Below are 26,453 nucleotides of genomic sequence, written 5' to 3'. Positions count from 1 at the left end.
TTTAGAGATGCTGTGTATTGCGAGTCAATCGCATTATCAAATTTGTGCGCGAGATTCGCCTCAGCGGAGGCCGCGTGCGATCCGCATGACGTAGCTGATCACCTCGGCCACGGCGGCGTAGTGCTCGACCGGGATCGGCTGGTCGAGCTCGGCGCTGGCGTAGAGCGCGCGGGCGAGGGGGCGGTTCTCGACAAGCGGGATGTTGTGCTCGGCGGCGATCTCGCGGATCTTGAGCGCGATCGTGTCGACGCCCTTGGCCACCACTACCGGCGCGCCCATGCTGCCATGGTCGTACTGGAGCGCGATGGCATAATGGGTCGGGTTGGTGATGACGACGCTGGCCTTGGGGACGTTGGACATCATCCGGCTGCGCGAGCGCTGCATCTGCATGCTGCGGATCTTGGCCTTGATCTTGGGGTCGCCCTCGCTCTGCTTATACTCGTCCTTCACTTCCTGAAGGCTCATCCGCATCCGCTTCATGAACGAGCGGCGCTGCCATACGAAGTCGAACAGCGCCAGCGCGCCCACCAGCGTCGCGATCGGGCGGAGCATGGCATGGACAATATCGCTCGCCGCCGCGCCGGTATCGACCAGGTCGGCACCGACCAGTCGGTCGATCGTCGCGGCATGCGGCCAGGCGACTGCCGCGCCGATGCCGCCGACCAGGCACAGCTTGGCGAAGGTCTTGAGGAACTCCACCATGGCCTGCTTGCCGAACAGGCGCTTGGCGCCGTTCATCGGGTTGAGCTTGTTCCACTTGGGCTTGACGCGCGACCAGCTGATCATCGGCCGGCCCTGGAGCACGCCGCCGAGGATCGCGAAGCAGAACAGCGCCCCGAGGATCGGCGCGAGCGTGGTGCCCACCGCGCCGAACAGGCCGGTGGCGAAGCTCTGCGCGCCGTCGGGCTCCATCCGGAAATCGTCGGCGCCGCCCCACAGGCGGACGAACAGATTGCCCATCTGCTGGACCGTATAGGTGCCGAGCCCGCCCATCACCACCAAGGCCGCGACGAACATCGCGGCATGGCGCATTTCCGGCGCCATCGGCACGTCGCCGCGCTTTCGCGCGTCCTCGAGCTTCTTGTCGGTAGGTTCCTGGGTCTTGTCGTCCGAATCGTCGCCGCCGCCCGCCATCACCAGCCCTTTTGCAGCACGTCGCCCATGGTCTGGGCGAAGAAGGTGAGCATGGTACCGAGGGTGGTGATCATCAGCGCGATGCCGAGCAGCAAGTTGAGCGGCTGGGCGATGAAGAAGACCTGGATGGCCGGGGCGACACGCGCGGCGAGGCCGAGCGCGACGTTGAAGACGATGCCGTAGACGAGGAAGGGGGCCGCCAGGCTGATGCCCAGCGTCATCGACCGCCCGATCGCCTCGACCGCCAGCTCGGCGAAATCGTGCATCGGCGGCATGCCGCCGATCGGGAAGGTCTGGTAGCTGTGGACGATCGCGCCGAGCCACAAATGATGCACCTGCATGCCCATGCACACCAGCGCAGCGACGATGCCGACCAGCTTCGACAGGATCGGCGCCTGGCCGGACTGCGAGGGATCGAAGATCACCGCCGAAGACAGGCCGATCTGGAGGCTCATCAGTGAACCCGCCATCGAGATCGAGAAGAACAGGATCTTGACGATCATCCCCATGGCGAGCCCGGTGATCAGTTCGGTCACCAGGATCGCGGGGAGCACGGCGCCGGCCTGCACCGCGGCGCGGGCAGGCTCGCCGATCAGGCAATAGATCGCGAACGACATGGCGAAGGCGATGAACAGCCGGATGCGGCCGGGGATCGCGTCTTCGCCGAAGACGGGGAGCAGCATCAGCACCGCCCCGACCCGCGCGAAGACGATGAAAAAGGCCGAGACCTGCAGCGCGAGATCGGGGGGGACGATCATCCGTGGATGATCATGTCGCTGATCTTGGCCATGAACTGGCCAAGGGCCTGGCCGATCGTGGGCAGCATCAGCAGGAACACCAGCCCCATCGCGACCAGCTTGGGCACGAAGGTGAGGGTGGTTTCCTGAATCTGGGTAAGGGCCTGGAGCAGGCCGACGAACACGCCGACGATCAGCGACGTCAGCAGCAGCGGCCCGACAACGGTGAGGATCAGCATCAGTGCGGATTCGGTGAGGCTGATCAGCTGCGCGGGCGACATGGTCGTGCGTGCCTTCGTCAGATCTGCATGCGCATGATGTCGGTATAGGCACCGACGACGCGGTCGCGCACGGCGACCATGGTGTCGAGCGCGGTCTCGGCAGCGCCGATCGCGGTGACGACGTCGATCAGGTCGCCCTTGCCGGCAACCTGCTTGGCCGAGGCGGCCTCCGCGCTGCGCAGCTTGTCCGCGGTGCCGCCGACCAGGTTCTCGACCATCGCGCCGAAGCCCGACTGCTGATCGTCACCGATCTCGCCGCCGCCGGCGGCCTTGCTGAGCGTGTTGCCGATCGACGCGGCGCGGCCATAGGCCTTGCTGGCGTCCAATGCTCCGATGGACATGATCCGAATTCCTTACTTGAGCAGATCGATGGTGCGCATCGTCAGGCTCTTGGCCGCTTCGATGGCGTTCAGATTGGCTTCGTAGCTGCGCTGCGCCGCCTTCATGTCGGCGCTTTCGATCAGGCTGTTGACGTTGGGGCGCAGCACATAGCCCTGCGCGTCCGCCGCCGGGTGGCCCGGCTGGTAGACCTTCACGAAATCCGACTGGTCGTTCTGGATCGACTTCACCTTCACGCCGGTGCCGCCATTGGCGCGGTCCACCGCTGCCTGGAAGCTCACAACCTTGCGGCGATAGGGATTGCCGCCCGGGGTATCGGCGACCGAATCCTGGTTCGCGAGATTTTCCGCGATGGTGCGCATCCGCAGCGACTGCGCGCGCAGACCCGAGGCGGAAACGCCCAGCGAAGCATCCAAATCCATTGTTGATCCTCCACGAGCCTGAAAGCGGCCCACGCCATCATTGTAGGCAAATTTTGCCGGGCTGGGCGCCGGGGGCGGAAAAAAGGTTCCTATAAGTCAGGGGGAAAGGGAGACGCATGTCCGTACTCGATGGAATCATGATCGAAATGTCGGTGGTGCTCGGTTCTACCGAAGTGCCGGTCCGGCAGATCCTGCAGATGAGCCGCGGGGCGATGATCCCGCTGGATTGCGGACAGGACGATCCCAGCATGGTCTATGTCAATGGCGAGCTGGTCGCGCTGGGGCGCATCCTTGTCGACGGCGAGGTCATGTCGCTCGAAATTTCCGAACTCGTGAAGAAGTCGCGTAACTGATGGATCTCTTGTCGATGCTGCGTACGCTGGGCGCTCTGGGCCTGGTGTTGGGGATGCTGGCAACGGCATTGTGGGTTGTTCGTCGCTATGATCTGAAGCTGCCGGGCCGCGTGACCGGTGGGGGGCGCAAGCGGGTGGAACTGGTCGAGCGGCTGGCGGTGGACGCCAAGCGCTCGGTCGCGCTGATCCGTCGCGACGGGTGCGAGCACCTGATCTTCATCGGCCCCGAGGGCCATGCCACGATCGAGACCGGCATCATCGCGCCGCCGCAGCCGGTGGCGGAAGCCACCGCGGCTGCCGAGGGTACTGCCAAGATCGAGGACGATCTGGCGGTGCTGAAGGCAGGCGTGGCCAAGCTGGCCGGCAAGCTCGACTTCAAGGCGATGGTGGATCGGGTGCGCCCCGACGCTTCGCCGGCGGCCGAGATCGCCCCGGAAGCGCCGGTGGAAGCTCCCATAGTCGCCGCTGCCGAGCCTGCAGCGAGCCTGCCGCTGGCAGCGAACGATGCGGAACCCGCCGCTGAAGCCGACGAAGGTGAGGAGGCCCAGGAGGCTGTTGCCGAGACCGCGCCGCGCGCCCGCAAGGCCCGGACTGCATCTGCGCGCACCCGTATCCCGCGCGACACCACGCGCTGGAACAAGCGCGCCGTGCGCGAGGCACTGAATGCGTAAACTGCTTGCCGCGGCCGCACTGCTGATCGTGCTGCCGGTCGCGGCGCACGCGCAAGCCGTTGCGCCCGCCGCCCAGGCGGCGGCGCAGGGCGCGACCATCAGCATCGGCGGCGAGGGGCCGCTTTCGGCCAAGGCCATCCAGCTGGTGCTGATGCTGACCGTGCTCAGCCTGGCCCCGGGCCTGCTGATGACGGTGACCAGCTTCACCCGCATGGTGGTGGCGCTGTCGCTGCTGCGCACCGGCATCGGTTCGCCCGGCGTGCCGCCGAACCCGGTGATCATCAGCCTTGCGCTGTTCCTCAGCTTCTTCGTGATGGCGCCAACCTTCGAGAAGGCGTGGAACGAGGGCGTCGAGCCCTATACCAAGGGCAAGCTGACCGAGGTCGCGGCGTTCGAGAAGACCAGCGAGCCTTTCCGCCAGTTCATGCTGGGGCAGGTGCGCGACAGCGACCTCAAGCTGTTCGCCGACCTCGCCAACAAGAAGATCGCGACGCGCGCCGATACGCCGCTGACCACGCTGGCGCCGGCCTTCATGATCTCCGAACTGCGCCGCGCGTTCGAGATCGGCTTCCTCTTGCTGCTGCCGTTCCTGGTGATCGACCTGGCAGTGTCCGCGGTGCTGATGGCGATGGGCATGATGATGCTGCCGCCGACGACGATCGCGCTGCCGATGAAGATCATCTTCTTCGTGCTGGTCGATGGCTGGGCGCTGGTCGCCGGCTCGCTGGTGAAGAGCTTCACGCATTGAGGTTCGTCCTCCCGCAAGGGGGAGGGGTAGGGGGAGGGTGTGTGCGGGAAGCAGAGCATGCGTCCAAAGAAGCGCACTGACCCGGACACGCTCCCTTTCCACGGATCGCCTGCGAACCTCACGCACCCTCCCCTAACCCCTCCCGCAAGCGGGAGGAGGATTTAGAAGAAGGGAAGGGGCGAGATCAGACCTGCAGGCCCACCGCCTGCTGCGCCGCCTTGAGCGTCGGCGCCGCCAGCGCGCTCGCCCGGCCGGCACCCTTGGCGAGCTTGGCGCCCACCTCGGCACGATCGTCGAGCAACGCGGTCAGCCGCTCGCGGATCGGGCCGAGCACCGAGATGGTCAGGTCCGCCAGCGCCGGCTTGAACGCGCCGAAGCCCTGGCCGGCATATTCCTCCACCACCGATTGCGGATCGCGGTCCGAAAGGGCGGCGAAGATCGTCACCAGGTTGCGCGCCTCGGGCCGCTCCGCCAGCGCGTCGAACGATTCCGGCAGCGGCTCGGGATCCGTCTTGGCCTTGCGGCACTTGGCGGCGATCGTGTCGTTGTCGTCGATCAGGTTGATGCGGCTCAGGTCCGAGGGATCGGACTTGGACATCTTCGCATTGCCGTCGCGCAGGCTCATGATCCGCGGCGCGGCCTTGCTGATCAGCGGCTCGGGCAGCGGGAACAGCTCGACGCCGAAATCCTGGTTGAACTTGGTTGCGATGTCGCGGGTGAGTTCCAGATGCTGCTTCTGGTCCTCGCCGACGGGGACGTGCGTCGCCTGGTAGACCAGGATGTCGGCGGCCTGGAGCACCGGATAGGTGAACAGCCCGACGCTGGCGCCGTCGCGGTTCTTGCCGGCCTTGTCCTTCCACTGGGTCATCCGGTTCAGCCAGCCCATTCGCGCGGTGCCCTGGAGGATCCAGCAGAGCTCGGCATGGGCGGAGACGCGCGCCTGGTTGAACAGGATCGAGCGATCGTCGATGCCCGCGGCGAACAGCGTGGCGGCCATCTCGATCGTCGAGTTGGCGAGCTCGGCCGGGGTGATGCTGCCGGTGAGGGCGTGGAGGTCGGCGAGGAAGAACAGGCATTCGCCCTGATCCTGCATCGCGACCCACTGCTTGATGGCGCCCAGATAATTGCCGAGGTGAAGGTTGCCGGTGGTCTGGATGCCCGAGACGACGCGCATTGATATTCACTCCGCACCCGGTTGACCGTTCGGCCGTTGGACCGGCCGCGGGTCCATGGCGGCGGGGGTGCTTGCGGCCGCGCGAATTGCCAGGACGCGGGCGCTCTACCGCGCGGTGCGGCGGCGGACCAGCGCCTTGATGTCCGAAAGCAGGAAGGCGCGGGTGGCGAAGCAGGCGGCGACATAGATCGCGCAGCCGGCGCCGACGAGGATCACGAGACCCGTGTAGCGTTCCCAGATCCGGCCGTTCAGCCAAGGGTCGAGAAGTCCAGCTCCGGCCCAGAGCGCCACGCCCATCAGGATCGCGGCGAGCGCGAGCCGCGGCACCCGGCGGGCGAGTTGACGATCGACGGTGAAGTGCCCGCGCTTGCGGAGGGTCAGGTAGAGCATCGTGACGTTGACGGTCGACGAAAGCGCGGTGGCGAGCGGCGGCCCGAGATGCGCGATCAGCGGGATCAGCGCGAGATTGGCGGCGATATTCACCGCGACCGATATCATCGCCAGCCGCACCGGCGTCTTGGTGTCCTGCCGGGCGTAGAAGCCGGGGGTCAGCACCTTGACCAGGATGTAGGAGGGCAGGCCGATCGAGAAGCCGGCCAGTGCCCAGGCGCATTTCACCGTGTCCTCGGGCGTGAAGTGGCCGTACTGGAACAGCCCGCGCACGATCGGCTCGGCCGAGACGATCAGCGCGACCATCGCGGGCAGGGTGAGGAACAGCGCCAGCTCCATGCCGCGGTTCTGCGTCTCCATCGCTTCCGCCTCCTTGCCCGCGCCGAGCAGCCGCGAGATGGTAGGCAGCAGGATGGTGCCGAGGCCGATGCCGATCATCCCCAGCGGCAGCTGGTTCAGCCGATCGGCATAATAGATGTACGAGATCGAGCCCTCGCCGAGCAGCTTGCCCGACAGCGCAGTGGAGATGACGAGGTTGAGCTGCACCGCGCCGGCGCCCACGGCGGCGGGCAGGATCAGCTTCATCAGCCGGCGCACATCCTCGTCGATCCGGGGCAGGCGCGGGCGCAGCGACACGCCCGAGGCGCGGCAGGCGAGCGCGAGCCAGCCGAGCTGGAGCAGTCCGCCCATCGGCACCGCGATCGCCTGCACCCGCGCGGTCTCCTCGGGCGTGCCGTGGAAGAAGAACAGGCCGGTGACCATCGCGATGTTGAGCAGGATGGGCGCTGCGGCGTTGACCCAGAACTTGTCGAGCGAGTTGAGGATACCGCCGAGCAGCGAGGCGAGGCAGATCAGCATCAGATAGGGAATGGTGATCCGCGACAGCTGCACCGCGAAGGCGAACTGGTCGCCCGTCGGGTGCTGCTTCTCGAACCCGCCCGAAAGCACGGCGGTGAGCGGCCAGGCGGCGGCGAGCGCCACCAGCGTCAGCACGAGCAGGATGAGGAAGAGGACGGAAAGCGTGCGCTCGGCGAAGTCATAGGCAGCGCCGCGCTCGCCGTTCACGCCCAGCTTCTGGTTGAACATCGGGATGAACGCCGATGCGAAGGCGCCTTCGGCGAAGAAGGCGCGGAACATGTTGGGCAGGCGGAAGGCGACGAGAAAGGCGTCCGACGCGAAATTGGCGCCGACATAGCGCGCCTGGAGCGAATCGCGGACCAGCGCGAGGACGCGACTGGCAAGCGTGAGACCGCCCACCGAACCCAGGCTGCGCACAAGCTTCATCGATATTTCGCCGTCATTTGCTGGAGCTTGCTGGCAAGATCCTCCCCCGGCTTGACGGGGGAGGGGGACCGCCGCCGAAGGCGGGGGTGGAGGGGCCGCGCCGCGAGGCGCGGTATGTTTGTGGCTTCAGGCGCTCCGCCGCGTTCGCGGCGGCCCCTCCACCACGCCGCTGCGCGGCGCGGTCCCCCTCCCCTGCACGGCAGGGGAGGAATGGACGCGCCGGCGGCGGTCATAGCCCGATTCAGGCGTGGCCGGCTTCTTCGAAGCCGATCGCGCCTTCCTGCTGGGCGCGCTGCTGCATGTAGATGCCGGCGAAGTCGATCGGCTCCAGCATCAGCGGCGGGAAGCCACCGTCGCGGACCTGGTCGGCCAGCACGCGGCGCGCGAAGGGGAACAGGATGCGCGGCGCTTCGCCGAGCAGGAACGGATCGAGCGCTTCCTGGGGAATGTTGCGGAGCGCGAACAGGCCCGCATAGGTGAGGTCGACGATGAACGCGACCTGCTCGCCGGCCTGGGCGCGAACTTCGATCTTCAGCGCGACTTCGTACACATCGTCGCCGACCTTGTTCGAACCGATGTTGAACTGCACGTCGATCGCCGGCGGCGTCTGCTGCTGGTAGATTGCCGGTGCGTTCGGATTCTCGAACGAGAGATCCTTCACATATTGCGACAGCACGCCCGCCTGGGGCGCATCGTCCGCGCCGCCTTCGGCGCCGATGCCGGCATAGGTGTCGTTCTCGGCCATCCAACTTTCCTCTTTATGCAGGAGAATTTCGCGCCCGTGGCGCGTTACGGGGCAAGCGACTAGCAGGCGTGTGCCGGTGGTGCAATCGCACGGCCCATCGTACGGTTTGAATCCCGGGGCACGAAGGCCTATGTACTAGAGACGGAGGCTTTGGAGGGCCAGTGTTCTACGTCATTCTGTTCGCGATGGTGGCCGGTTTCCTGGCGCTTCGGTTGTATGCGGTACTCGGCAAGCGTACCGGGCATGAGCAACCGCTGCCCAAGCCTGCCGAAGAGCGCCTCGCCGCGCCGCCCGTGACGCGGACGATCGAGGCGCTGCCCGAGGTCCGCGACTCGGCAAACCGTACGATCGACTCGGGTGCGGAGACCGGCCTGCGTGCCGTCGTCTCGGCCGATACGAGCTTCGATGTCGCCAAGTTCCTGGAAGGTGCCAAGTCGGCCTATCGCATGGTGCTCGAAGCCTTTTGGAAGGGCGACGAGGAAACCCTGCGATTCCTGGTCGACGACGAGGTGCGCGCCGCGTTCGAGCAGGCGATTGCCGCTCGCAAGGTGACCGGCGAAGTCCTCGACAACCGCCTCGTCGCGATCGAGCGTGCGACCATTTCCGAAGCCGGCGTGGAGAACAAGGTGGCCCGCGTCACCGTGCGCTTCGATGCCGATATCGTTGCGGTGACCCGCGATGCCGAGGGCAATGTGATCGCCGGCTCGCTGAGCGATGCGGTGACCACGCACGACGTCTGGACCTTCGCCCGCAAGCTGCGCAGCGACGATCCGAACTGGAAGCTGGTCGAGACCGACGAAGCCTGAGGGGCGGTATGCGTATCATCGGGGGATTGGCGCTTGCGGGGCTGCTCGGCGCGTGTTCGAGCGGCATCGTTCCCCCGGAGGCGGGCACGCGGCCCGCGCCGACGCGCCCAGTTCCCGTAAAGCCGGGACCTGCACCCGAGCGTCCGCGCCCGGGTGCCGCGCTGCCCGAGACGCCTGCCAATCTTCCCGCGCGCCAGCCGACTGCCGCGACTCCGCTGCCCGCAATGCCCGCGCCGCCGCCCATCGCCGGCGCGACGACCGCTGCTGCAACCGGGCTGGTCGCCGGCCCGGCGATCGAGACGCTGCCGATCACGTCCGACAACGCCAAGCGCGCGCTCGCCGCGTTCAAGCTCAGCTGTCCGGGGTTGTTGCGCCGTACCGACGCCTCGGGCCTCACCACCGGCACCGACTGGAGCAATGCCTGTGCCGCGGCGGCGAGCTGGTCGGGTAACGCTGAGCCCTTCTTCACCCAATGGTTCGAGACGGTGCAGGTCGGCAACGGCGCCGCCTTCGCCACCGGCTATTACGAGCCCGAGATCGCCGGCGTCCGCGCGCGTCGCTCGGGCTATGACGTGCCGGTCTACGGCGTGCCGGACAATCTGATCGAGGTCGATCTCGGCCTCTTCTCCGATGCGCTGAAGGGCAAGAAGATCCGCGGCCGGGTCGATGGCCGCCAGTTCGTGCCCTATTACGATCGCACTCAGATCGAGCAGGGCGCGCTGGAAGGCCATGCGCCGGTGGTCGCCTGGGCGGCCGATCCGATCGAGATGTTCTTCCTGCAGGTTCAGGGCTCCGGCCGGCTCAAGGGGCCGGACGGGCAGGTGCTGCGCATCGGCTATGCCGGGCAGAATGGCCGCGACTATACCGGCATCGGCAAGCTGATGAAGGATCGCGGGTTGCTCAGCCCCGGCCAAACTTCGATGCAGGGCATCGTCGCCTATTTGCGCGCGCATCCGGAAGAAGGCCGGGCGATCATGCGCGAGAACAAGAGCTTCGTGTTCTTCAAGGAACTGGACGGTGCGGGGCCGCTGGGCGCGATGGGCTATCCCGTCGCCGGCTGGACCAGCGTGGCGGCCGATCCGAAGTTCATTCCGCTGGGTGCACCCTTGTTCCTGTCGATGGACCGCACCGATGCCACCGGTCTGTGGGTGGCGCAGGATACCGGCGGCGCGATCAAGGGCGCCAACCGGGTCGACACCTTCTGGGGCGCGGGCGACGATGCGCGCGCGATCGCCGGTGGCATGGCCGCGCGCGGCACGGCTTGGCTGCTGCTGCCCAAGGGCACGCTCGCCCGGCTGAACGCGACCCAGCCGACCATGCCCCAGCCTACGATTCCCCAGCCCACGATTCCTCAGCCATGAGCGGGCGCGGGCGCCGCGATCTGGCGCCCGAGGAAGCGGCGCTGTGGCAGAAGGTGATCGCGAGCGTCACGCCGCTCCACGTCCGAACCGCGCCCAAGCGGCTGCCGCCCGAGCCTGCACCGGCACCGGTGCCGCAACCCGTTGCCCGGCCCGCCCGGACGCCGCTCGCCATACCGGTCGGCAAGCTCATGCCGACTCGGCCCGCCCGACCGGCGATCACCCTCTCGACGCCGATGCCCGACACGCACGAGCGCCGCACGCTCGACGCGAGCTGGGACCGGCGTCTGTCGCGCGGGCTGGTGGCGCCGGAGAGCTCGATCGACCTGCACGGGCACAATCTTCACGCGGCCTATGATCGACTTGACGCCGGCCTCGCCCAGGCAATCGCGCGCGGTGACCGCGTGTTGTTGCTGGTCACCGGCAAGCCGCCGCGCCCCGAGTCGGAGCGCCCGCATGCCCGCGGCGCAATCCGTGCCGCAGTGGGGGACTGGTTGGCGGCATCGCGCCATTCGGACAAAATTGCCGCGGTACGTCAGGCGCATCCGCGGCATGGTGGTGCGGGCGCGCTGTACATTGTGTTGCGGCGGCCACGGTCTTCGTAGAACACCGGAGTTTCTTAACTAATGCATGCGAAGTCTACGGCGGCGCCATCTACTGTCGGTGTCGCTGGGGAACTTTGGAGCGTCGATCGGCAATGCGCTGGGGGGAGCGAGGCATGGGAAGGGGAGTGGCGAGTGCCGCTGCGCTTGCAGCCTGCCTGCTCGTCGGCGCCGCATGGGCCGCGGGCGCGACGCTGAACGTGCTGGGCGTCGCGGTCGCGCTGGCCGTGCCGCTGGTCGTGCTCACCGTTCTCGCCGTGCTGGTCCTGCTCCAGCCGCGCCGCGACGCCGTGCTGACCGCGGCGGTGGATCGGCTGCATGCCGCCGCGCTGGGCGACCTCGAAAGCCCGCTGCCGACCGCGCTGGCACAAGGCGCCCCGCGCCTCGCCGAGTCGATGGACGAACTGTTCCTCAAGCTGCGCGGCAATCTGGAGAGCGTGCACCGGCTCGCCATGTTCGACACGGTGACCGGCCTCGCCAACCGCCCCCATTTTCGTCGCAGCGCCGAGCGGATGCTCGAGGATGCGCACGAAGAGGCGCGCGCGGTGCTGTTCTTCATCGATCTCGATCGCTTCAAGGCGGTCAACGACACGCTGGGCCATGCAGTGGGCGACGTGCTGCTCGGCATGGTCGCCAATCGACTGCGCGCGGTGGGCGACCAGTGCGCCGCGTTCAACCATGGCGAGACGCCGCTGATCGGCCGCCTCGCCGGCGACGAGTTCACCCTGTTCTTCGCCGACCTGCCCGATCCCCATGCCCGTGCGCGGGTGGGCGAGAAGGTGCTGGAGGCGCTGTGCGAGCCGTTCGATCTCGCCGGCCAGCAGGTCTGCATCGGCGCGTCGGTCGGGCTGGCGCTCTATCCCGATCACGGGGTGACGCTGCACGAGCTGATGGGCGCCGCCGATGCGGCGATGTACCAGGCCAAGACCCAGGGCCGCGGCCGGGTCGAGACGTTCAGCGACGGCCTCGCCGCGCAGATGATCGCGCGCGCCCGGCTGGAGACCGAGCTTCGCGCCGCGATCGAGCATGACGAATTCGCGCTGGTCTTCCAGCCGCAGGTTTCGGCGAGCAGCGGGGCGATCGTCGGCGCCGAGGCGCTGCTGCGCTGGCAGCATCCGGACGGCACCAAGCTGCCCGGCTCGTTCCTGCAGCGTGCCGAGGAGACCGGGCTGATCGTCGAGATCGGCGACTGGGTGGTGGCGACGGTGGCGAACACTATCGCGCGCTGGGCCCGGCTCGGGGTCGAGCAGCGGCTGGCGGTGAATGTCAGCCAGCGCCAGATCGACCATGCCAGCTTTTTCCGCCACCTGCGCGCCGCGATGCTGGCGGCGCAGGCACCGGCACGGCTGCTCGAGCTGGAGATCAGCGAGACGCTGGCGATGCATTGTTCGGAGGACGTGCTGCGCGCGATCGCGACGCTGCGCTCGGCCGGCGCAACGGTGGCGGTCGACGATTTCGGCACCGGCTATTCCAATCTCGCCCGGCTGCGGCGGCTGCCGATCGACCGGGTCAAACTCGACCGCAGCCTGATCGAGCATGTCGGTACCAATCCGGAGGCGCGCGCCGTCGCGCAGGCGGTGATCGGCCTCGTCCATGGCATCGGCTGCGAGGCGGTGGCCGAGGGCATCGAGAACGAGGCCCAGGCCGCGGTGCTGCGGGTGATCGGCTGCGACGTGCTGCAGGGCTATGCGATCGGCGCGCCGATGGGCGAGGCGGACTTCCTCGCCTGGGTCCAGGACATGGCGCCGCGCCGCGCGACGGCCTGAGCGGTCACACCCGGCGCAAGATCTCCGCATAAACGTCCGTCAGCGCGCGCAGATCGGCGAGCGCTACGGCCTCGTCGAGCTTGTGCATCGTCGCGTTGAGCAGGCCGAATTCTACCACCGGACAGATGCGCGAGAGGAAGCGCGCGTCCGAGGTGCCGCCGGTGGTCGACAGTTCGGCATCCACCCCCAGCACATCGCGGATCGCGCCGCTGACCAGCTCCGACAGCGGGCCCGGCTCGGTGAGGAAGGCCTCGCCATAGACGCGGCCGTGCACCTCGGCGTTGGGTGCGTGGCGCGCTACGACCTCCCTGATACGGTCGATCAGATCGGGGCCGCGCTGCTGGTCGTTGAAGCGGATGCTGATCCGGGCGGCGGCGCGGCCGGGGATTACGTTGGTCGCCTTGTTGCCCACCGCGAGATCGATCACCTCGATGTTCGAGGGCTGGAACCAGGCATTGCCTTCGTCCAGCACGATGGCGTCGATCTCGGCCAGCGCGCGGACGAGGCGGGGGACCGGATTGTCGGCGAGGTGCGGGTAGGCGACATGGCCCTGCCGCCCGATCACCGCGATGTCGATCACGGTCGATCCACGCCGGCCGATCTTGATCGTGTCGCCCAGCCGGTGGGCCGAGGTGGGCTCGCCGACCACGCAGCAATCCGGGACCAGGCGGCGCTCGGCCATGCGTTCGATCAGCCTGGGCGTGCCGTAGGTGGCGGGGCCTTCCTCGTCGCCGGTGATGATCAGGCTGGTGGTGCCGCGTTCCGGCACCTGTTCGGCGGCGGCAACGAAGGCGGCGATGGCGCCCTTCATGTCCACCGCGCCGCGGCCGTAGAGCAGGTCGCCGCGGATCTCGGGCGCGAAGGCGCCGCTGGTCCAGCCCTCGCCGGGGGGCACGACGTCGAGATGCCCGGCAAAGGCGAAGTGCGGCCCGCCGCTGCCGCGGACGGCGAGGAGGTTCTCTACCGGGCCATCGGGCGCCTCGCCCTCGACGAAGCGCTCGACGCGGAAGCCCAGGGGCAGGAGCGCCTGCTCCAGCACGTCGAACACGCTGCCGCGCGCGGGGGTGATGCTCTCGGCGCCGATCAGGGCCTTGGTGAGTTCGACGACGTCCGGCACACTACCTCCCAAACACAAGGGAGGCGACATTGCCCAAGCTGGACCTGGATACAATCCCGCAGACCAATGCCACCGGTTATCCGCCACCATTCGACGCGCCGGTGGCAGGGCGCTGGTATCGCCGGCTGGCGCCGCCGAGCGGGCTGACCGCGATGGGGGTGAGCCATGTCGTGCTCAAGCCCGGCGCCTGGTCGTCGCAGCGCCACTGGCACGACCAGGAGGACGAGTTCGTCGTGATGCTGGTGGGCGAGGCGGTGCTGGTGGAGAATGGCGGCGAGACGCTGCTGCGCGCCGGCGACTGCGCGGCGTTTCCGGCCGGGGTGGCGGACGGGCATCATCTGCAGAACCGTTCCGAGGCCGACGCCGTGTTCCTCGCGATCGGCGCGGGTCCGCGCGGGAGCGGGGAGTATCCCGACATCGACATGGTGTTCACGCCGGAGGGGTATTTCCGCAAGGACGGGACGCGGTATGAGACCGAGCGGTTGAAGTAGGGCCCTGTCTCGAGCCCCTCCCCTTCAGGGGAGGGGTTGGGGTGGGGCTGTGTCTCACAGAGCCCGACTAACTTTCTGGAATCCCTCCACCCCCAACCCCTCCTCCAAGGAGGAGGGGCTTAGATGGTTACGTCACACCACCGGCAGTTCGTACTTCTCGATCACCCATTCCTCTTCCTGCGCCCCGGCGATCCAGTCCTGCATAAAGGGGTGCTGGAGCACGGCGAGCATGTAGCTCTGGGCGAAGCGGGGAACGGGCAGCGAATAGGTGACGATCCGCGTCACCACCGGCGCGAACATGATGTCGGCCGCGCCGAACGCGCCGAACAGGAAGGGCTCCTCGCTGCCGTAGCGGGCGCGGGCCTGGGCCCAGAGCTCCATGATCCGCTCGAGATCGGCCGCCACATCCGTATCGACCGGCGCTGCAGGATAGACCTGGCGCACGTTCATGCTGTGCTTGCTGCGCAGCGCGGTGAAGCTGGAGTGCATCTCCGCCGCCATCGACCGCGCCATCGCGCGCGCGGCGGGGTCTTCGGGCCAGAACAGCGTGTTGCCGGTCTTGTCGTTGAGATATTCGACGATCGCCAGGCTGTCCCACACCACCGCATCGCCGTCCCACAGGATCGGCACCTTGCCCGAAGACGGGGCGAATTCCGCGCCCTGGCGGCGCTTGTCCCAATCCTGGTCGTACATCGGCACGACCGTCTCCTCGAAGGGGAGCCCGGAGAGCTTGCAGGCGAGCCAGCCGCGGAGCGACCAGGACGAATAGGCCTTGTTGCCGATGATGAGCTTCATGGGCATCGGGGATAGCCGGGGGTGGGGAGGACGGCAACCATCGCCATTGCGTGCGCCGAAAATCGGTCGCACCTTCCGGTTTGCGCGGCGGGGGCCGCGATTCGATGGGGGCGGACGATATGGCGAAGATCTGGGGTGCGCTTGCCGTGGCGACGGCGGCGGTGGCGTTGCTCGGAGCGCAGGCACAACCCCAGGCCTCCGTCGCGACGCCCGTGGCGCTGGACGCAGCGGTGTTCGCGGAGCTGCCGATGCTGACCCACCCGGCACTCTCGCCCGATGGCAAGCGCTTCGCCGCCCAGCTGGCGGTGCGGGGCCAGCAATATCTCGCGGTGGTGGCGATCGACGGCGGGGCGACCCAGCTGATCGCCACCGGCGATGCCGACCTCAACTGGTGGCGCTGGGTGAACGATGAATGGCTGGTGCTTGGCGTCAGCAAGGCCATCAGCTTCCGCGGCGACCAGATGTACATCACCCGCGCGATCGGCGTGCGCGCCGATGGCGGCAAGGTGGTGGCGCTCAACACGCACGAGACGGCACAGCTCGGCGGACAGCTGCTGTGGACTGCGCATGACGGGACGCCGCGGATCCTGCTCGCGGCGCAGACCTCGGTCTATACCAGCGAGCGCGGCTTCTGGCCGCAGGTCGACGAAGTCGATGTCTCGACCGGCAAGCACCGCATGGTACTGGGCGGTCGCGAAGGCGTGATGGACTGGTATGCCGATGGTGCCGGCGTGGTGCGCATGGGCATCGGCTCGACCGACGACGGCCGGCAGCGGCGTCTCCTCTACCGGGCGGACGGCCACAGCGACTTCCGTGTCGTCGATCGCGCCAAGGGCATTCATGACGACCTGCTGGTGCCGTCGCTGTTCCTGCCGGAAAGCGGCAAGGCGCTCGTCGTGCAGGATGACGACAAGGGTTTTGCCTCGCTCTGGGAGTTCGATCTCGCGACGATGCAGACCGGCAAGCGGCTGTTCGGCGCGCCCGGATATGACATTGCCGGGCCGATGGTCGATCCGGTGCGCTCGACGCTGCTCGGCGTGCAGGTAACCGAACACCGGACCGCCATCTATTGGTCCGATCCGGCGATGGCGGCGCTCAAGAAGAAGCTGGCTGGCATGGTCCAGGGCGCGCAAGTCGAAATCGCCAGCTTCAGCGCCGATCATTCCGTGGTGATCGCCAAGGTGGGCGACGCGAGCGCACCGGGCGCCTATTTCGTCTATCGCACGACCGATCAGCTCTTCCAGCCGCTGGCGATGAACAACCAGACGCTCAAGCTACGACGTCTCCACCCGGTGAAGACGATCCGCTACAAGGCGCGCGATGGGCTGGAGATGGAGGCGGTGCTGACGCTGCCGTCGGGCAGCACCGGCAAGAACCTGCCGCTGATCCTGATGCCCCATGGTGGCCCTTCGGCGCGCGATGACGAGGATTGGGACTGGTGGGCGCAGTTCGTGGCCGACCGCGGCTATGCGGTAATCCAGCCCAATTATCGCGGCTCGACCGGCTATGGCACGGCGTTCCTGCGCAAGGGCGAGGGCCAATGGGGCCTCGCGATGCAGGACGATCTCAACGACGCCGTGACCGCGCTGGCGGAGCAGGGCATCGCCGATCCGAAGCGCGTCTGCGTGGTGGGGGGATCCTATGGCGGCTATGCGGCACTGCGCGCCGCGCAACGTGACGGCAAGCTGTTCCGCTGCGCGGTATCGTTTGCGGGCGTGTCCGATCTCGGCCGGATGGTCGGCTATGACTCGCAATTTCTGTTCGGCGGGGCGGGCAAGGACTGGATGAAGGCGCAGGCACCGGACTTCAAGGCGGTATCTCCGCTTTACCATCCGGGCGACTTCTCCACCCCGGTGCTGCTCGTCCACGGCCGAAAGGATCGCCGCGTGCCGTTCCAGCAGAGCAAGCTGATGGCCGAGCGGCTGCAGGCCGAGGGTAAGAACGTCACCTTCATCGAACAGCCCGAAGGCGATCATTTCTTCACGCGGCAGGAGGATCGCTTGAGCTTCCTGAAGGCGCTCGAGGCGTTCCTGGCCAAGTACAACCCGGCGTGAGCGGCGGGAGGAACGTGGCTTCTCCTGTTGCGGTTCCGGCGCATGCCGGAACCGCTCAGGCCTTCAGATAGACCCAGGCATGGCTGCCGGAGGCGAGGGGCGTCCACACCCGGACATAGTTCTCGCTCTCGTAGACATCGGCTGCCGCCAGCTCTCGCGGCGTGAGCTGGAAGACCTTGCCCGGGATTGGCGGGCCGTCGCCGGGGATCAGCGCGAGGTGCGTCTCGATGCCGCTGGCGTCGAGTACGGCGGGGTCGCGGATCTGGATCTCGGTGATCACATAGCCGAGGAGCACATCGTCGGTGCCGTCGAGCAGCCGGCCAAACTGGCGGCGCTGTACCTGGTCGAGCTGGAGCGTGCCGTAGGAGAAGAGCGGCTCCATGCCCGCGCTCAGCCGATCGCTTCGAGCACCGCGGCACGCAGTTCGGGCAGGCCCATGCCCTTGTCGCTGGACGTCGCCAGGATCTCCGGGTGGGCGGCCGCGCGCTTGCGAGCCTCTTCCACCGTGCGGGCGGTGACTTCGGCCAGCTCGCTCGCTTTGATCTTGTCGGTCTTGGTGAGGACGATGCGGTAGCTGACGGCGGCGTCGTCGAGCATCTCCAGGATCTCGCGGTCGACATCCTTGATGCCGTGGCGCGAATCGATCAGCACCAGCGCGCGCTTCAGCTCCTGCCGGCCACGCAGATAGTCGTTCACCAGGTAGCGCCACTTGCGGACCATGTCCTTGGGCGCCTTGGCGAAGCCATAGCCGGGCATGTCGACCAGGCGGAAGCGCAGCGGCTCGCCGACGTCGAAGAAGTTGAGTTCCTGCGTCCGCCCCGGGGTGACCGAGGTGCGCGCCAGGCTGTTGCGGTTGGTCAGCGCGTTGATCAGCGACGACTTGCCGACGTTGGAGCGGCCGGCGAACGCAACCTCCGGCACCGTCGGCGCGGGCAAATGCTCCAGCGCGGGCGCGGACTTGAGGAAGGCGATGGGGCCGGCGAACAGCTTGCGCGCGGCTTCGATCTGGTCGGGGTCGAAGGACATCAGGAACTCAGCTGCCTCAGAGAATGAGGCCCTTTCAAATCCTCCCCTGCAAGGGGAGGTGTCGCGAAGCGACGGAGGGGTGTCGACGGTGCAATGATGGTCCTCCGACGCGAACGGGGACACCCCTCCGTCAGGCCAGCGGCCTGCCACCTCCCCTTGCAGGGGAGGATCGTGGAGGGGCGTGCCGTCGTCACTTGGCCTTGGCCGCGCCCGGCTTGGCCACCGGGACCTTCATCTCCGGATGGCGCGCGTAGAGCCATTGCTGCTGGAGCACGGTCAGCACGTTCGAGGTGATCCAGTAGATCTGCAGGCCGACGGCAAACGGCGCCATCAGGAACATCAGCATCCACGGCATGATCGCGAACATCTGCTTCTGCATCTCGTCCATCGGCGCCGGGTTCATCCGCATCTGGAAGAACATCGACACGCCGAGCAGCACCGGCACCACGCCGATGGCGAGGAAGCTGGGCAGGGTGAAGTGCAGATAGCCGAACAGGTTGAGGATCGTCGCAGGATCGGGCGCCGAGAGATCGCGGATCCACAGCACGAAGGGCTGGTGGCGCATCTCGATCGTGAGCAGCAGCACCTTGTACAGCGCGAACATGATCGGGATCTGCAGGATCATCGGTGCGCAGCCGGCGAGCGGATTGACCTTCTCCGCCTTGTACAGCTGCATGATCTCCTGCTGCTGGCGGGCCTTGTCGTCCTTGTAGCGCTCCTGGATCGCCTTCATCTTCGGCTGCACCTGGCGCATCTTCGCCATCGAGGCGAACTGCTTCTGGGCGATCGGGAACAGCAGGCCGCGGATGGTGATCGTCAGCAGGATGATCGCCACGCCGAAATTGCCGACCAGCTTGAACAGCCAGCTCAGGTAGGTGAAGATCGGGCGCTCGATGATCTCGAACCAGCCCCAGTCGATCGCGCGCTCAAATTTCGCGATGTCATACTGCTTCTGATAGGCATCGAGCAGCTTCACTTCCTTCGCCCCGGCGAAGAAGTGGCTGGTATAGGTCGCTTCCTTGCCCGGGCGGATCGCGATCGGCTGGGCGAGCGCGACATCGGCCTGGTACTGCTGGGCGGCGGTCCCGCGCTGCTGGATGTTCACCCCGCCGCGCTGGTCCGGGATCGCCGCAGTCAGCCAGTAATGGTCGCTGAAGCCGACCCAGCCCCCGGTGGTCGAGAACTGCTGGGGTGTGCTCTCGATGTCCTTCCAGTTGATATAGTGCGCCGCATCGTTGGTCGCGGCGACCGGGCCGACATGCGCGGCCCACTGGCTGGTATCGGTCGAGCGCTGCCCGCGCGAGATCAGCGTGTACGGGGTCACGGCCACCGGTGCCCCGCCGCGATTGGCAACGGTCTGGCGGACGGTGAACATGTAGTTCGAATCGACGCCAAGCTCGACCGTGAAGGTCTGGCCGGCGCTGTTGGTCGTCGTGAGCTTGACCGGCGATGCGGGCGTCAGCGTCTCGCCATCCGCCTTCCACACGGTGTTGCCGTCGGGCGCGCCCGCGCCCTGCCAGCCGAACTGCGCGAAATAGCTGCCCTCGGCACCGCTCGGCGAGAGCAGGCGGATCGGCGGCGAGTTCTTGGCAACGGTCTGGTCATACTGACGCAGGACGAGATCGTCGATGCGCAGGCCCTTGAGGTTGATCGAGCCTTTCAGCGCCGGGGTATCGATGGCGACGCGCGGCGTGTCCGCCAGCACCGCGTCACGGCCGCGAATCGTCTTCGGCGCGTTGGTCGCCGGATCGACGCCCGAATTGGGCACCGGCTGCAGCTTGCCGTCGACCATCTTCGCGGGGGCGGCCGGCTGCTGCGGGAAAAACCAGTGGCTGATCATCGGCCAGCCGAGCAGCACGAGCGCCGCGAACGCCGCGAAGAGGATGAAATTCTTCTGTTCTTCTTTCACCGATAATCCCCGGAAGGAAACTCAAGGAACGGGATCTGGGCCGTGCCCGCCCCATGGGTGGCAGCGCGCGATGCGCCGGAGCGCAAGCCAGCCGCCTTTCACCGCCCCATAGCGGCGAAGCGCCTCGATTGCATAGGCCGAACAGGAAGGCTGGTAGCGGCAGGTGGGCGGCAGGATCAGCGACGGCCCCAGCTGCCAGGCGCGCGCGAGCAGCATCAGCGCCCGCGCGATCACTGGTCTGCCTTGGGGCGTACGCGCCGAAGCGCCTTGGCGAGTTCCGCCTTCAGATCGGCATAGGGGCGTTCGATACCGCCGTTCCGGCCGATCAGCACATGGTCCGCGCCGGCTATCCCTGCCTCGGGCAGGATTTCGCGCGCGAGCATGCGAAAGCGCCGCTTCATCCGATTCCGGATAACGGCGTTGCCAACTTTCTTGGATACGGTAATGCCGATCCGCATCGACGGATCGGCATCGTTCCGTTCGCGCACCAGCAGGACGAAACCGGGCATCGGTGCCCGCTTTCCCCCGTTGGCGGCGAGATAGTCCTTGCGCTGCGTGAGCCGGTCGAGGCTCAGCAAGGGCGTGTCCGTGCTTACGCCGACAGCTTCTTGCGGCCGCGGGCGCGGCGGGCGCGGATCACATTGCGACCGCCCGGGGTCGCCATCCGTGCACGGAAGCCGTGCCGGCGCGCACGCACCAGGTTGCTCGGCTGAAAGGTCCGCTTCATCGCTCATCCTCGAGTATCTAGAACGTAAAAGGGCCGCCACAGGGGCGGCCGCGTGTCGAGCGCCATTACGGGCAAGTGGCGCAGGAGTCAACGCAGGATGCGGAGTTTGGCCGACTTCGGAGCACATAGCCGCGAAGATGGGAGAGGTGTGGTGGTTGTGCAATACGGCCGGTACGCGTCCGGTGAACGGAACGCTTCCGTAGCGGGCAAAAGCCTCTATGGTGCGAGGCCGGGGAGGGGGCTCTCTTGGTCGCCAGCGTCTCGACGGTAGCCTATCTGGGGTTGGAAGCGCGCGCGGTGGAGGTGCAATGCAACCTCGTCGCCGGGCTGCCCAAGTTCGTCGTGGTCGGGCTGCCCGACAAGGCGGTCGCGGAAAGTCGCGAGCGGGTGCGCGCCGCGATGGCCGCGATCGGGCTGGCGCTGCCGCCCAAGCATATCGTGCTCAACCTCTCGCCCGCCGACCTGCCCAAGGAAGGATCGCATTTCGACCTGCCGATCGCGCTGGCGCTGCTCGCGGCGATGGGCGTGGTCGATGCCGAGACGATCGCGGGCTATGTCGTGGTCGGCGAACTGGCGCTCGACGGACGGATCGCGCCGTCGCCGGGCGTGCTGCTCGCGGCGATGCATGCGGCCGAGGTAGGCAAGGGGCTGGTCTGCCCCGCCGCGCAGGGGCCCGAGGCAAGCTGGGCGGGGCAGGTGGAGGTGCTCGCCGCCCCAGACCTGATCAGCCTGCTCAACCACTTCAAGGGTAACCAGCTGCTTCCCGGCCCGGTGCCGGGCGAGGTCGATCCGCCGGGGGCGGGGCCGGATCTCGCCCAGGTGAAGGGGCAGGAGACCGCCAAGCGCGCGCTGGAGATCGCCGCGGCGGGCGGGCACAATTTGCTGTTCGTGGGGCCGCCGGGCGCGGGCAAGTCGCTGATGGCGGCGTGCCTGCCGGGCATCCTGCCGCCGCTGGAGGCAGCCGAGGCGCTGGAAGTGTCGATGGTCGCCTCGGTCGCAGGCACGCTGCAGGGCGGGCGGCTAACGCGGACCCGGCCCTTTCGCGCGCCGCATCACTCGGCGTCGATGGCGGCGCTGACCGGCGGCGGGCTCAAGGTGAAGCCGGGCGAGGTGAGCCTCGCCCATCTCGGCGTGCTGTTCCTCGACGAGCTGCCCGAGTTCCAGCGCGCCGTCCTCGATTCGCTCCGCCAGCCGCTGGAGGCGGGGGTGGTGAGCGTCGCCCGGGCCAATGCGCATGTCACCTTCCCGGCGCGGGTGCAGCTGATCGCGGCGATGAACCCGTGCCGCTGCGGCCATCTCGGCGACCCGGCGCTCGCCTGCGCCCGCGCTCCGCGCTGCGCGGCGGACTATCAGGCCAAGGTCTCCGGTCCCTTGCTCGACCGCATCGACCTGCATGTCGAGGTCCAGCCCGTCACCGCCGCCGATCTCGTCCTGCCGCCGCCGGCGGAGGGCTCGGCCGAGGTGGCGGTGCGGGTGGCCGCGGCGCGGCGGGTCCAGACGGCGCGCTATGCGGGCACCTCCACGCGCACCAATGCCGAGGCCGATGGCGAGCCGCTGATGGCGGTCGCCACGCCTGACGAGGCTGGCCGCAAGCTGCTCGCCCAGGCGGCCGAGGCGATGCGGCTGTCGGCGCGGGGCTATACAAGGGTGCTGCGCGTGGCCCGGACGATCGCCGATCTCGCGGGCGCCGAGGGGGTAGGGCGCATCCATGTGGCGGAGGCGCTGAGCTACCGCCGCCAGGCGCCGCGGAGCTGAGCGGGCGATGCTGATCGAGGCGATCCTGGAATATCTCGGCGCGATCGGAGGACCGGATCGCGGGACATGGAAGCTGTGGCTCGGGATCATGGCGGCTGGGATCATAGCCTGCGCGCTGCTTGCATCCCTTGCGTAGCGCGGCAGCTACCGCCCAATTGCGGACATTAGGCTAGCCGGGCCATCCTGCCGTTCGAGAAGTAGCCGACGGTTTTATCCGGCAGCTCGGCCTGCATTTTCAACCGCAGCGCAAGTCCCTCTTCGTCTAAGTTGGCTACCGCATCCCCGGGAAAACCGGCGAAGTGAGCATCCTCATATCTTCGTTGCCAATCAGCGACATCCGCAATCAACGAAGTCGAGAGTCCGATCGCCTCGGGGTGCAAGTAGCCACCCTCCACGGCATCTCGCACGCCTGTGCCCGACAGCATACCGTCGATTAGAAGATCAGTAGTCACGCGGCCAGCATAGCGGGTGGCTGGGAACCCTGCAAACGTCCGCTGTCCACCACTTCCAGCCATTCCTCCGCTCTGGTACGACCGGCAGCAACCTCCCGCCGACATCGACGTTGAGCGCAGGTGCAACAGCCCCGAAACGAAGCGCCCGATGGCGAAGAGCCCGATCTTCCCCCCGATGAGGAGGAGGATGTCCAGGAACGCGAGGCCGCATCCTCGCGCGTCATCCACGAGGTCATCCGCCGCCAGGGCGACGAGGAACTCGACCGGCCGGCGAGTTCGCTGTTCTTCTCCGGCGTGGTCGCTGGCGTGGCGATGGCGGCATCGGTGCTCGGGCGCGGGCTGATCGAGAGCCATCTGCCCGATACCGCGTGGCGGCTGCCGGTGGCGAGCATCGGCTATTGCCTGGGCTTCGTGATCGTCGTGCTCGGGCGACTGCAGCTGTTCACCGAAAGCACGCTGTCCGCGGTGATCCCCGTTGCGGCGAGCCCCACCTTCCGCAACTTCGCCCGGCTGGGGCGGCTATGGGGACTGGTGTTCGGCGCCAATCTCGTCGGTACGCTGCTGATCGCCTGGCTCGCGACCGCGGGCTGGGTAGGGACCGAAGCGAGCACCAAGGCGATGCTCGACACCTCGCGCAGCCTGCTCGAACTCACCGGCTGGGACGCGATGCGCGCGGGGGTGCCGGCGGGCTTCCTGATGGCGGGAATCGCCTGGTCGCTGCCGGGCGCGCGGCGGCAGGAATTCTTCGTGCTGGTGTTCTGCACCTATTTCATCTCGCTCGGCGAGTTCGCGCATGTCGTCGCCGGCGCGGTGGAGGCGTGGATGCTGTGGCTGGCGGGCGAGGCGAGCCTCGGCTGGGTGCTGGGCGGCTTCCTGGCGCCCGCGCTGCTCGGCAACATCCTCGGCGGATCGGTGCTGTTCGCATTGCTGGCACATGCGCAGGTGCGCGAAGAGACGTGAAGCGGGTTGCGGCGCGGCGAAGCTTCGTCTAGCCGTGCGCATCCTTCGCTGCCCCTGTGGCGAAATTGGTAGACGCATTCGACTCAAAATCGAACGCCGAAAGGCATGCTGGTTCGAGTCCGGCCAGGGGCACCAGTACATATTACCAATATCTGGAAACCCGCGGAAAATTGCGAAAAATTGCTGTTGCGCGGGTGCCCTGGAGCCCTCGGGCAAGCTGCTGGTGGAAACCGACATGACCGAGTCGGTGCGGGCACCTACACAAGCGTGGCGCAGACCGGGGCGGAAATGCCGGGGCGCAGCCACGCCTCCGGCCAACCTCCGCAAGCGTCTTGCTCCAAGCCAAAGGGCGCTGCGGATGCTGGCGCCGTCGCCCGCCGTGTCCTAAGCAGGCTGGAAGCCCAATATCCCTGGAGTTCTGATGGCGCTGGTGAAGAAATCGACCCTTGGCGCTCGCGCAAAGCGCCCGCGGGAAGAAACAACGGCGGCAGAGGCGAAGCCGGCAGCGGCACCTGGTCCGCAGGCACGGTCCATCCGCCGGGCGCGACGGCCCGCCAACGCCATCGAGGGGATGGACCAGGCCGTCCAGGAACTGGCTAGCGGGATCGCCCAGGCCTCCGCCGCAGCAAGCGAGTTGCAGCGGGCAATGGACAGCATCGCGAGCGGCGCCGAGGAAGCAGCCGGCGCGGCGCAGGAATCGCAGGGCCTGATTGCCTCGCTGAATGCCAATTTCAGGGATGCGAGCACGCGGGCCGAGGGTGCGCGTCGCCAGATCGACAGCGTCCAGAACGCCTTTGCCGAGGTGGGTGTCCAGATCGAGGTATCGGTCGTCGCGATCGAACTCAACGCCCAGCGCCAGCTCGCGACCGTCGCCGTGATCGACGCACTGGAGCAGGTGGCAGCGGAGATCGGTACGGTGGGCGTCAGCGTCGCCGATGTTGCCGACGAGACCAGCCTGCTTGCGCTCAACGCGACGATCGAGGCGGCGCGGGCAGGGGACGCCGGTAGCGGCTTTGCGGTGGTGGCGGACGAGGTCCGCGCGCTCTCCGAAAGCTCCGAAGCCAGCGCGGGCGAGATCCAGCAGCTGGCGGCGAACGTCGTCGGCGAGGTGAACCGCGTGGTGCAGCAGGTGCGCGCCGCCTCCGAGCTGGCGACGCGCGAGGCGCAGTCGGGCCGCGCCGTGGTCGTGCAGCTCAAGGAGGCGCGCGAGGAACTGGCGGCGCTGGGCGCGGGCACGGCGGCGATCGTTCAGGCCTCGGCGGAGGCCGAGGCTGCCGCCGCCGAGGCGGAGCAGGGCGCCGAACAGGTCGCAAGTGCCGCCGAGGAGCAATCGGCGGCCACCGCGCAGGCGCAGCAGGCGGTCGAACAGCAGGGCACCTCGCTGGAGGAAAGCCAGCGCACCGCTGAGATGCTGGGCGACCTGATCCAGGCGCTGCAGGGCGATGGCGCAAACCAGGGCGCGGTCGAGCAGATTGCCGCCGCCGCCGAGGAATTGTCGGCGACGGTGCAGGAGCTGTCGGGTGCTTCGGGCGAAATCCTGGTCGCGCTCGAACAAATTGCGCGCGGCACCCAGATCCAGGCGTCCGCGACCATGCAGGCCGATACGTCGATGGGGCAGATCGAGGGGCTGGCCGAACTGCTGCAGGCGCGCGCCTCGGCGGCTGCCGAGCGGATCGGTGCCATCGTCGAAGGCGTCGTGGTAAGCGGCGCAGCGATCGAACGGGTGGCGGGCGGCGTCGAGCACGGCCTGGCGGAGCTGCGCGCCGTGCTCGATCTGCTGGCGGTGCTGGCGGATACAGCGCGGGGCATCGACAAGATCATCGGCAAGCTCGCGCTGATCTCGGTGCAGACCAACATGCTGGCGGTGAGCGGTTCGGTGGAGGCAACGCGCGCGGGCGAGGCCGGACGCGGCTTCACCCTGGTGGCCGGTGACATCCGCAAGCTCGCGCAGGATTCGGCGACGCGCGCCGATCACGCCGCGGACATCGTGCGCACGATGCAGGAGCAGATCGCGACCGTGCGCCGGGACCTCGAACAGGTCATCGGCGCAGCGGAAGTCGAGATCGGCCGCAACCGCGCGTTCGTCGAGCGCTTCCGGGCGATGATCGAGGACCTCCAGGCGGCGCGCGGCGCGAATGACGCGATCCTTGCGGGCACGCAGGATATCCTGCGTTCGGTGCGCGAGATCCGCAGCGGCACCAACCAGATCGCCGAAGCGGCGGATCTTGCGAACGGCGCCGCGCGCGAGGCCGGCGCCGCTGCGCGCCAGCAGGCGCAGGGGGCCGAGCTGCTGGCCGCCGCGATCGAGGAAATCGCCCAGATCGCGACTGCCCTCGCCGCGCAGGCGGGCTGAGCGC

The 26,453-nt window shown here is 67.8% G+C and carries 29 protein-coding genes and 1 tRNA gene; 13 read left to right on the top strand and 17 right to left on the bottom strand.

Translation table 11 applies throughout. The features are described from left to right. Nucleotides 1-60: 60 nt before the first annotated feature. Genes flhB through flgC form a run of 5 tightly spaced genes read right to left on the bottom strand, consistent with a single transcriptional unit; the run spans nucleotide 61 to nucleotide 2,913 of the window. The gene (flhB, locus tag BM009_RS02895) at nucleotides 61-1,134 is read right to left on the bottom strand and encodes a flagellar biosynthesis protein FlhB (protein ID WP_093293589.1); all 1,074 of its coding nucleotides are present in this window, start codon (nucleotides 1,132-1,134) and stop codon (nucleotides 61-63) included. Continuing rightward, nucleotides 1,134-1,892, bottom strand: a complete 759-nt coding sequence (fliR, locus tag BM009_RS02890) for a flagellar biosynthetic protein FliR (RefSeq protein ID WP_093293586.1) — start codon at nucleotides 1,890-1,892, stop codon at nucleotides 1,134-1,136. The genes flhB and fliR overlap by 1 nt, the downstream gene beginning before the upstream one ends. Continuing rightward, nucleotides 1,889-2,152 carry a flagellar biosynthetic protein FliQ gene (locus BM009_RS02885; RefSeq protein ID WP_093293584.1) on the bottom strand — a complete coding sequence of 88 codons (264 nt, stop codon included), beginning with the start codon at nucleotides 2,150-2,152 and terminating at the stop codon, nucleotides 1,889-1,891. The genes fliR and BM009_RS02885 overlap by 4 nt, the downstream gene beginning before the upstream one ends. A 17-nt stretch (nucleotides 2,153-2,169) precedes the next feature. Beyond that, nucleotides 2,170-2,493: a flagellar hook-basal body complex protein FliE gene (locus BM009_RS02880; protein WP_093293581.1), complete on the bottom strand. Its 324-nt coding sequence runs from the start codon at nucleotides 2,491-2,493 to the stop codon at nucleotides 2,170-2,172. A gap of 12 nt (nucleotides 2,494-2,505) precedes the next feature. Beyond that, nucleotides 2,506-2,913: a flagellar basal body rod protein FlgC gene (gene flgC / locus BM009_RS02875; RefSeq protein WP_093293579.1), complete on the bottom strand. Its 408-nt coding sequence runs from the start codon at nucleotides 2,911-2,913 to the stop codon at nucleotides 2,506-2,508. A 116-nt stretch (nucleotides 2,914-3,029) separates the two neighbouring features. On the opposite strand from flgC, the gene BM009_RS02870 reads away from it, so the two are divergent. From BM009_RS02870 to fliP, 3 genes are read left to right on the top strand one after another with little or no spacing between them, the layout of a single operon-like run. Further along, a complete protein-coding gene (locus tag BM009_RS02870) occupies nucleotides 3,030-3,266 on the top strand; it encodes a FliM/FliN family flagellar motor switch protein (RefSeq protein WP_010545357.1) in 237 nt (78 codons plus the stop codon). 14 nt (nucleotides 3,267-3,280) lie between these two features. Further along, entirely contained in the window at nucleotides 3,281-3,937 is a 657-nt protein-coding gene (locus BM009_RS02865) for a flagellar biosynthetic protein FliO (RefSeq protein ID WP_254772122.1), read from the top strand. Further along, nucleotides 3,930-4,685 carry a flagellar type III secretion system pore protein FliP gene (fliP, locus tag BM009_RS02860; protein ID WP_093293575.1) on the top strand — a complete coding sequence of 252 codons (756 nt, stop codon included), beginning with the start codon at nucleotides 3,930-3,932 and terminating at the stop codon, nucleotides 4,683-4,685. Before BM009_RS02865 ends, fliP begins: the two co-directional genes overlap by 8 nt. Before the next feature lie 184 nt (nucleotides 4,686-4,869). On the opposite strand, the gene trpS is transcribed toward fliP, so the two are convergent. The 3 genes from trpS to secB form a co-directional block, all read right to left on the bottom strand. Continuing rightward, nucleotides 4,870-5,859: a tryptophan--tRNA ligase gene (trpS, locus tag BM009_RS02855; RefSeq protein ID WP_093293573.1), complete on the bottom strand. Its 990-nt coding sequence runs from the start codon at nucleotides 5,857-5,859 to the stop codon at nucleotides 4,870-4,872. A 105-nt stretch (nucleotides 5,860-5,964) separates the two neighbouring features. Then, on the bottom strand, nucleotides 5,965-7,533 hold the full coding sequence (gene murJ, locus BM009_RS02850; RefSeq protein WP_093293570.1) for a murein biosynthesis integral membrane protein MurJ: 1,569 nt from the start codon (nucleotides 7,531-7,533) through the stop codon (nucleotides 5,965-5,967). 241 nt (nucleotides 7,534-7,774) lie between these two features. Then, the gene (gene secB, locus BM009_RS02845; protein ID WP_093293568.1) at nucleotides 7,775-8,278 is read right to left on the bottom strand and encodes a protein-export chaperone SecB; all 504 of its coding nucleotides are present in this window, start codon (nucleotides 8,276-8,278) and stop codon (nucleotides 7,775-7,777) included. Between the two features lie 161 nt (nucleotides 8,279-8,439). On the opposite strand from secB, the gene BM009_RS02840 reads away from it, so the two are divergent. The 4 genes from BM009_RS02840 to BM009_RS02825 all read left to right on the top strand — a co-directional run bounded on the left by BM009_RS02840 (nucleotide 8,440) and on the right by BM009_RS02825 (nucleotide 12,810). After that, nucleotides 8,440-9,084 (top strand): Tim44/TimA family putative adaptor protein, encoded by a 645-nt coding sequence (locus BM009_RS02840; RefSeq protein ID WP_093293565.1) that lies wholly within the window; start codon nucleotides 8,440-8,442, stop codon nucleotides 9,082-9,084. Between the two features lie 8 nt (nucleotides 9,085-9,092). After that, nucleotides 9,093-10,445 carry a murein transglycosylase A gene (locus BM009_RS02835; RefSeq protein ID WP_093293563.1) on the top strand — a complete coding sequence of 451 codons (1,353 nt, stop codon included), beginning with the start codon at nucleotides 9,093-9,095 and terminating at the stop codon, nucleotides 10,443-10,445. Next, nucleotides 10,442-11,047, top strand: coding sequence for a Smr/MutS family protein (locus tag BM009_RS02830; protein WP_093293560.1), 606 nt, complete (start codon nucleotides 10,442-10,444; stop codon nucleotides 11,045-11,047). Before BM009_RS02835 ends, BM009_RS02830 begins: the two co-directional genes overlap by 4 nt. A gap of 125 nt (nucleotides 11,048-11,172) precedes the next feature. Next, the gene (locus BM009_RS02825; RefSeq protein WP_254772121.1) at nucleotides 11,173-12,810 is read left to right on the top strand and encodes a putative bifunctional diguanylate cyclase/phosphodiesterase; all 1,638 of its coding nucleotides are present in this window, start codon (nucleotides 11,173-11,175) and stop codon (nucleotides 12,808-12,810) included. Between the two features lie 4 nt (nucleotides 12,811-12,814). Here BM009_RS02825 and dapE read toward each other — a convergent pair whose 3' ends face one another. Further along, the gene (gene dapE, locus BM009_RS02820) at nucleotides 12,815-13,957 is read right to left on the bottom strand and encodes a succinyl-diaminopimelate desuccinylase (protein WP_093293555.1); all 1,143 of its coding nucleotides are present in this window, start codon (nucleotides 13,955-13,957) and stop codon (nucleotides 12,815-12,817) included. On the opposite strand from dapE, the gene BM009_RS02815 reads away from it, so the two are divergent. Further along, a complete protein-coding gene (locus tag BM009_RS02815; RefSeq protein WP_093293552.1) occupies nucleotides 13,957-14,418 on the top strand; it encodes a cupin domain-containing protein in 462 nt (153 codons plus the stop codon). The two genes, dapE and BM009_RS02815, sit on opposite strands and share 1 nt — an antisense overlap. Nucleotides 14,419-14,550: 132 nt before the next feature. Here BM009_RS02815 and BM009_RS02810 read toward each other — a convergent pair whose 3' ends face one another. Further along, nucleotides 14,551-15,213, bottom strand: coding sequence for a glutathione S-transferase family protein (locus BM009_RS02810; protein WP_093293550.1), 663 nt, complete (start codon nucleotides 15,211-15,213; stop codon nucleotides 14,551-14,553). Between the two features lie 119 nt (nucleotides 15,214-15,332). Between BM009_RS02810 and BM009_RS02805 the strand changes: the two genes are divergently transcribed. Continuing rightward, nucleotides 15,333-17,267 carry a S9 family peptidase gene (locus BM009_RS02805; protein WP_254772120.1) on the top strand — a complete coding sequence of 645 codons (1,935 nt, stop codon included), beginning with the start codon at nucleotides 15,333-15,335 and terminating at the stop codon, nucleotides 17,265-17,267. 55 nt (nucleotides 17,268-17,322) lie between these two features. On the opposite strand, the gene BM009_RS02800 is transcribed toward BM009_RS02805, so the two are convergent. The 6 genes from BM009_RS02800 to rpmH form a co-directional block, all read right to left on the bottom strand. Then, nucleotides 17,323-17,649, bottom strand: coding sequence for a gamma-glutamylcyclotransferase family protein (locus tag BM009_RS02800; RefSeq protein ID WP_093293547.1), 327 nt, complete (start codon nucleotides 17,647-17,649; stop codon nucleotides 17,323-17,325). Nucleotides 17,650-17,657: 8 nt separating this feature from the next. Then, nucleotides 17,658-18,293 (bottom strand): ribosome biogenesis GTP-binding protein YihA/YsxC, encoded by a 636-nt coding sequence (gene yihA / locus BM009_RS02795; protein WP_093293544.1) that lies wholly within the window; start codon nucleotides 18,291-18,293, stop codon nucleotides 17,658-17,660. 190 nt (nucleotides 18,294-18,483) lie between these two features. After that, nucleotides 18,484-20,202: a membrane protein insertase YidC gene (gene yidC / locus BM009_RS02790; RefSeq protein ID WP_093293542.1), complete on the bottom strand. Its 1,719-nt coding sequence runs from the start codon at nucleotides 20,200-20,202 to the stop codon at nucleotides 18,484-18,486. 21 nt (nucleotides 20,203-20,223) lie between these two features. Beyond that, entirely contained in the window at nucleotides 20,224-20,436 is a 213-nt protein-coding gene (gene yidD, locus BM009_RS02785; protein WP_066722546.1) for a membrane protein insertion efficiency factor YidD, read from the bottom strand. After that, the gene (rnpA, locus tag BM009_RS02780; RefSeq protein ID WP_093293539.1) at nucleotides 20,433-20,780 is read right to left on the bottom strand and encodes a ribonuclease P protein component; all 348 of its coding nucleotides are present in this window, start codon (nucleotides 20,778-20,780) and stop codon (nucleotides 20,433-20,435) included. The genes yidD and rnpA overlap by 4 nt, the downstream gene beginning before the upstream one ends. A gap of 14 nt (nucleotides 20,781-20,794) precedes the next feature. Beyond that, nucleotides 20,795-20,929 (bottom strand): 50S ribosomal protein L34, encoded by a 135-nt coding sequence (rpmH, locus tag BM009_RS02775; RefSeq protein WP_010545931.1) that lies wholly within the window; start codon nucleotides 20,927-20,929, stop codon nucleotides 20,795-20,797. Nucleotides 20,930-21,175: 246 nt separating this feature from the next. Here rpmH and BM009_RS02770 point away from each other — a divergent pair, with 246 nt between their 5' ends. Continuing rightward, nucleotides 21,176-22,684 carry a YifB family Mg chelatase-like AAA ATPase gene (locus tag BM009_RS02770; protein WP_093293538.1) on the top strand — a complete coding sequence of 503 codons (1,509 nt, stop codon included), beginning with the start codon at nucleotides 21,176-21,178 and terminating at the stop codon, nucleotides 22,682-22,684. Nucleotides 22,685-22,848: 164 nt separating this feature from the next. Here the strand turns inward: BM009_RS02770 and BM009_RS02765 are convergent, their stop codons facing one another. After that, nucleotides 22,849-23,136: a hypothetical protein gene (locus BM009_RS02765; protein ID WP_093293535.1), complete on the bottom strand. Its 288-nt coding sequence runs from the start codon at nucleotides 23,134-23,136 to the stop codon at nucleotides 22,849-22,851. 120 nt (nucleotides 23,137-23,256) lie between these two features. Here BM009_RS02765 and BM009_RS02760 point away from each other — a divergent pair, with 120 nt between their 5' ends. The 3 genes from BM009_RS02760 (at nucleotide 23,257) to BM009_RS02750 (ending at nucleotide 26,449) form a co-directional block, all read left to right on the top strand. Beyond that, entirely contained in the window at nucleotides 23,257-24,096 is an 840-nt protein-coding gene (locus tag BM009_RS02760) for a formate/nitrite transporter family protein (RefSeq protein ID WP_093293533.1), read from the top strand. A gap of 50 nt (nucleotides 24,097-24,146) precedes the next feature. Further along, nucleotides 24,147-24,231: transfer RNA gene (locus tag BM009_RS02755), tRNA-Leu, on the top strand. Nucleotides 24,232-24,667: 436 nt separating this feature from the next. Beyond that, on the top strand, nucleotides 24,668-26,449 hold the full coding sequence (locus BM009_RS02750) for a methyl-accepting chemotaxis protein (RefSeq protein WP_368085917.1): 1,782 nt from the start codon (nucleotides 24,668-24,670) through the stop codon (nucleotides 26,447-26,449). Nucleotides 26,450-26,453 lie beyond the last annotated feature (4 nt).

This window comes from Sphingomonas sp. NFR04 (assembly GCF_900114095.1).
GTDB lineage: Bacteria > Pseudomonadota > Alphaproteobacteria > Sphingomonadales > Sphingomonadaceae > Sphingomonas.
The sequence above is the reverse complement of the archived record's forward strand: the minus strand, read 5'-3'. Positions and strand labels throughout refer to the sequence as shown.

What these genes read in the sequence shown, in the direction of transcription:
- flhB (WP_093293589.1), bottom strand. Translation starts at nt 1,134, where the DNA reads ATGGCGGGCGGCGGCGACGATTCGGACGACAAGACCCAGGAACCTACC.
- fliR (WP_093293586.1), bottom strand. Translation starts at nt 1,892, where the DNA reads ATGATCGTCCCCCCCGATCTCGCGCTGCAGGTCTCGGCCTTTTTCATC.
- BM009_RS02885 (WP_093293584.1), bottom strand. Translation starts at nt 2,152, where the DNA reads ATGTCGCCCGCGCAGCTGATCAGCCTCACCGAATCCGCACTGATGCTG.
- BM009_RS02880 (WP_093293581.1), bottom strand. Translation starts at nt 2,493, where the DNA reads ATGTCCATCGGAGCATTGGACGCCAGCAAGGCCTATGGCCGCGCCGCG.
- flgC (WP_093293579.1), bottom strand. Translation starts at nt 2,913, where the DNA reads ATGGATTTGGATGCTTCGCTGGGCGTTTCCGCCTCGGGTCTGCGCGCG.
- BM009_RS02870 (WP_010545357.1), top strand. Translation starts at nt 3,030, where the DNA reads ATGTCCGTACTCGATGGAATCATGATCGAAATGTCGGTGGTGCTCGGT.
- BM009_RS02865 (WP_254772122.1), top strand. Translation starts at nt 3,281, where the DNA reads ATGCTGCGTACGCTGGGCGCTCTGGGCCTGGTGTTGGGGATGCTGGCA.
- fliP (WP_093293575.1), top strand. Translation starts at nt 3,930, where the DNA reads ATGCGTAAACTGCTTGCCGCGGCCGCACTGCTGATCGTGCTGCCGGTC.
- trpS (WP_093293573.1), bottom strand. Translation starts at nt 5,859, where the DNA reads ATGCGCGTCGTCTCGGGCATCCAGACCACCGGCAACCTTCACCTCGGC.
- murJ (WP_093293570.1), bottom strand. Translation starts at nt 7,533, where the DNA reads ATGAAGCTTGTGCGCAGCCTGGGTTCGGTGGGCGGTCTCACGCTTGCC.
- secB (WP_093293568.1), bottom strand. Translation starts at nt 8,278, where the DNA reads ATGGCCGAGAACGACACCTATGCCGGCATCGGCGCCGAAGGCGGCGCG.
- BM009_RS02835 (WP_093293563.1), top strand. Translation starts at nt 9,093, where the DNA reads ATGCGTATCATCGGGGGATTGGCGCTTGCGGGGCTGCTCGGCGCGTGT.
- BM009_RS02830 (WP_093293560.1), top strand. Translation starts at nt 10,442, where the DNA reads ATGAGCGGGCGCGGGCGCCGCGATCTGGCGCCCGAGGAAGCGGCGCTG.
- dapE (WP_093293555.1), bottom strand. Translation starts at nt 13,957, where the DNA reads ATGTCGCCTCCCTTGTGTTTGGGAGGTAGTGTGCCGGACGTCGTCGAA.
- BM009_RS02810 (WP_093293550.1), bottom strand. Translation starts at nt 15,213, where the DNA reads ATGAAGCTCATCATCGGCAACAAGGCCTATTCGTCCTGGTCGCTCCGC.
- BM009_RS02805 (WP_254772120.1), top strand. Translation starts at nt 15,333, where the DNA reads ATGGCGAAGATCTGGGGTGCGCTTGCCGTGGCGACGGCGGCGGTGGCG.
- BM009_RS02800 (WP_093293547.1), bottom strand. Translation starts at nt 17,649, where the DNA reads ATGGAGCCGCTCTTCTCCTACGGCACGCTCCAGCTCGACCAGGTACAG.
- yihA (WP_093293544.1), bottom strand. Translation starts at nt 18,293, where the DNA reads ATGTCCTTCGACCCCGACCAGATCGAAGCCGCGCGCAAGCTGTTCGCC.
- rpmH (WP_010545931.1), bottom strand. Translation starts at nt 20,929, where the DNA reads ATGAAGCGGACCTTTCAGCCGAGCAACCTGGTGCGTGCGCGCCGGCAC.
- BM009_RS02750 (WP_368085917.1), top strand. Translation starts at nt 24,668, where the DNA reads ATGGACCAGGCCGTCCAGGAACTGGCTAGCGGGATCGCCCAGGCCTCC.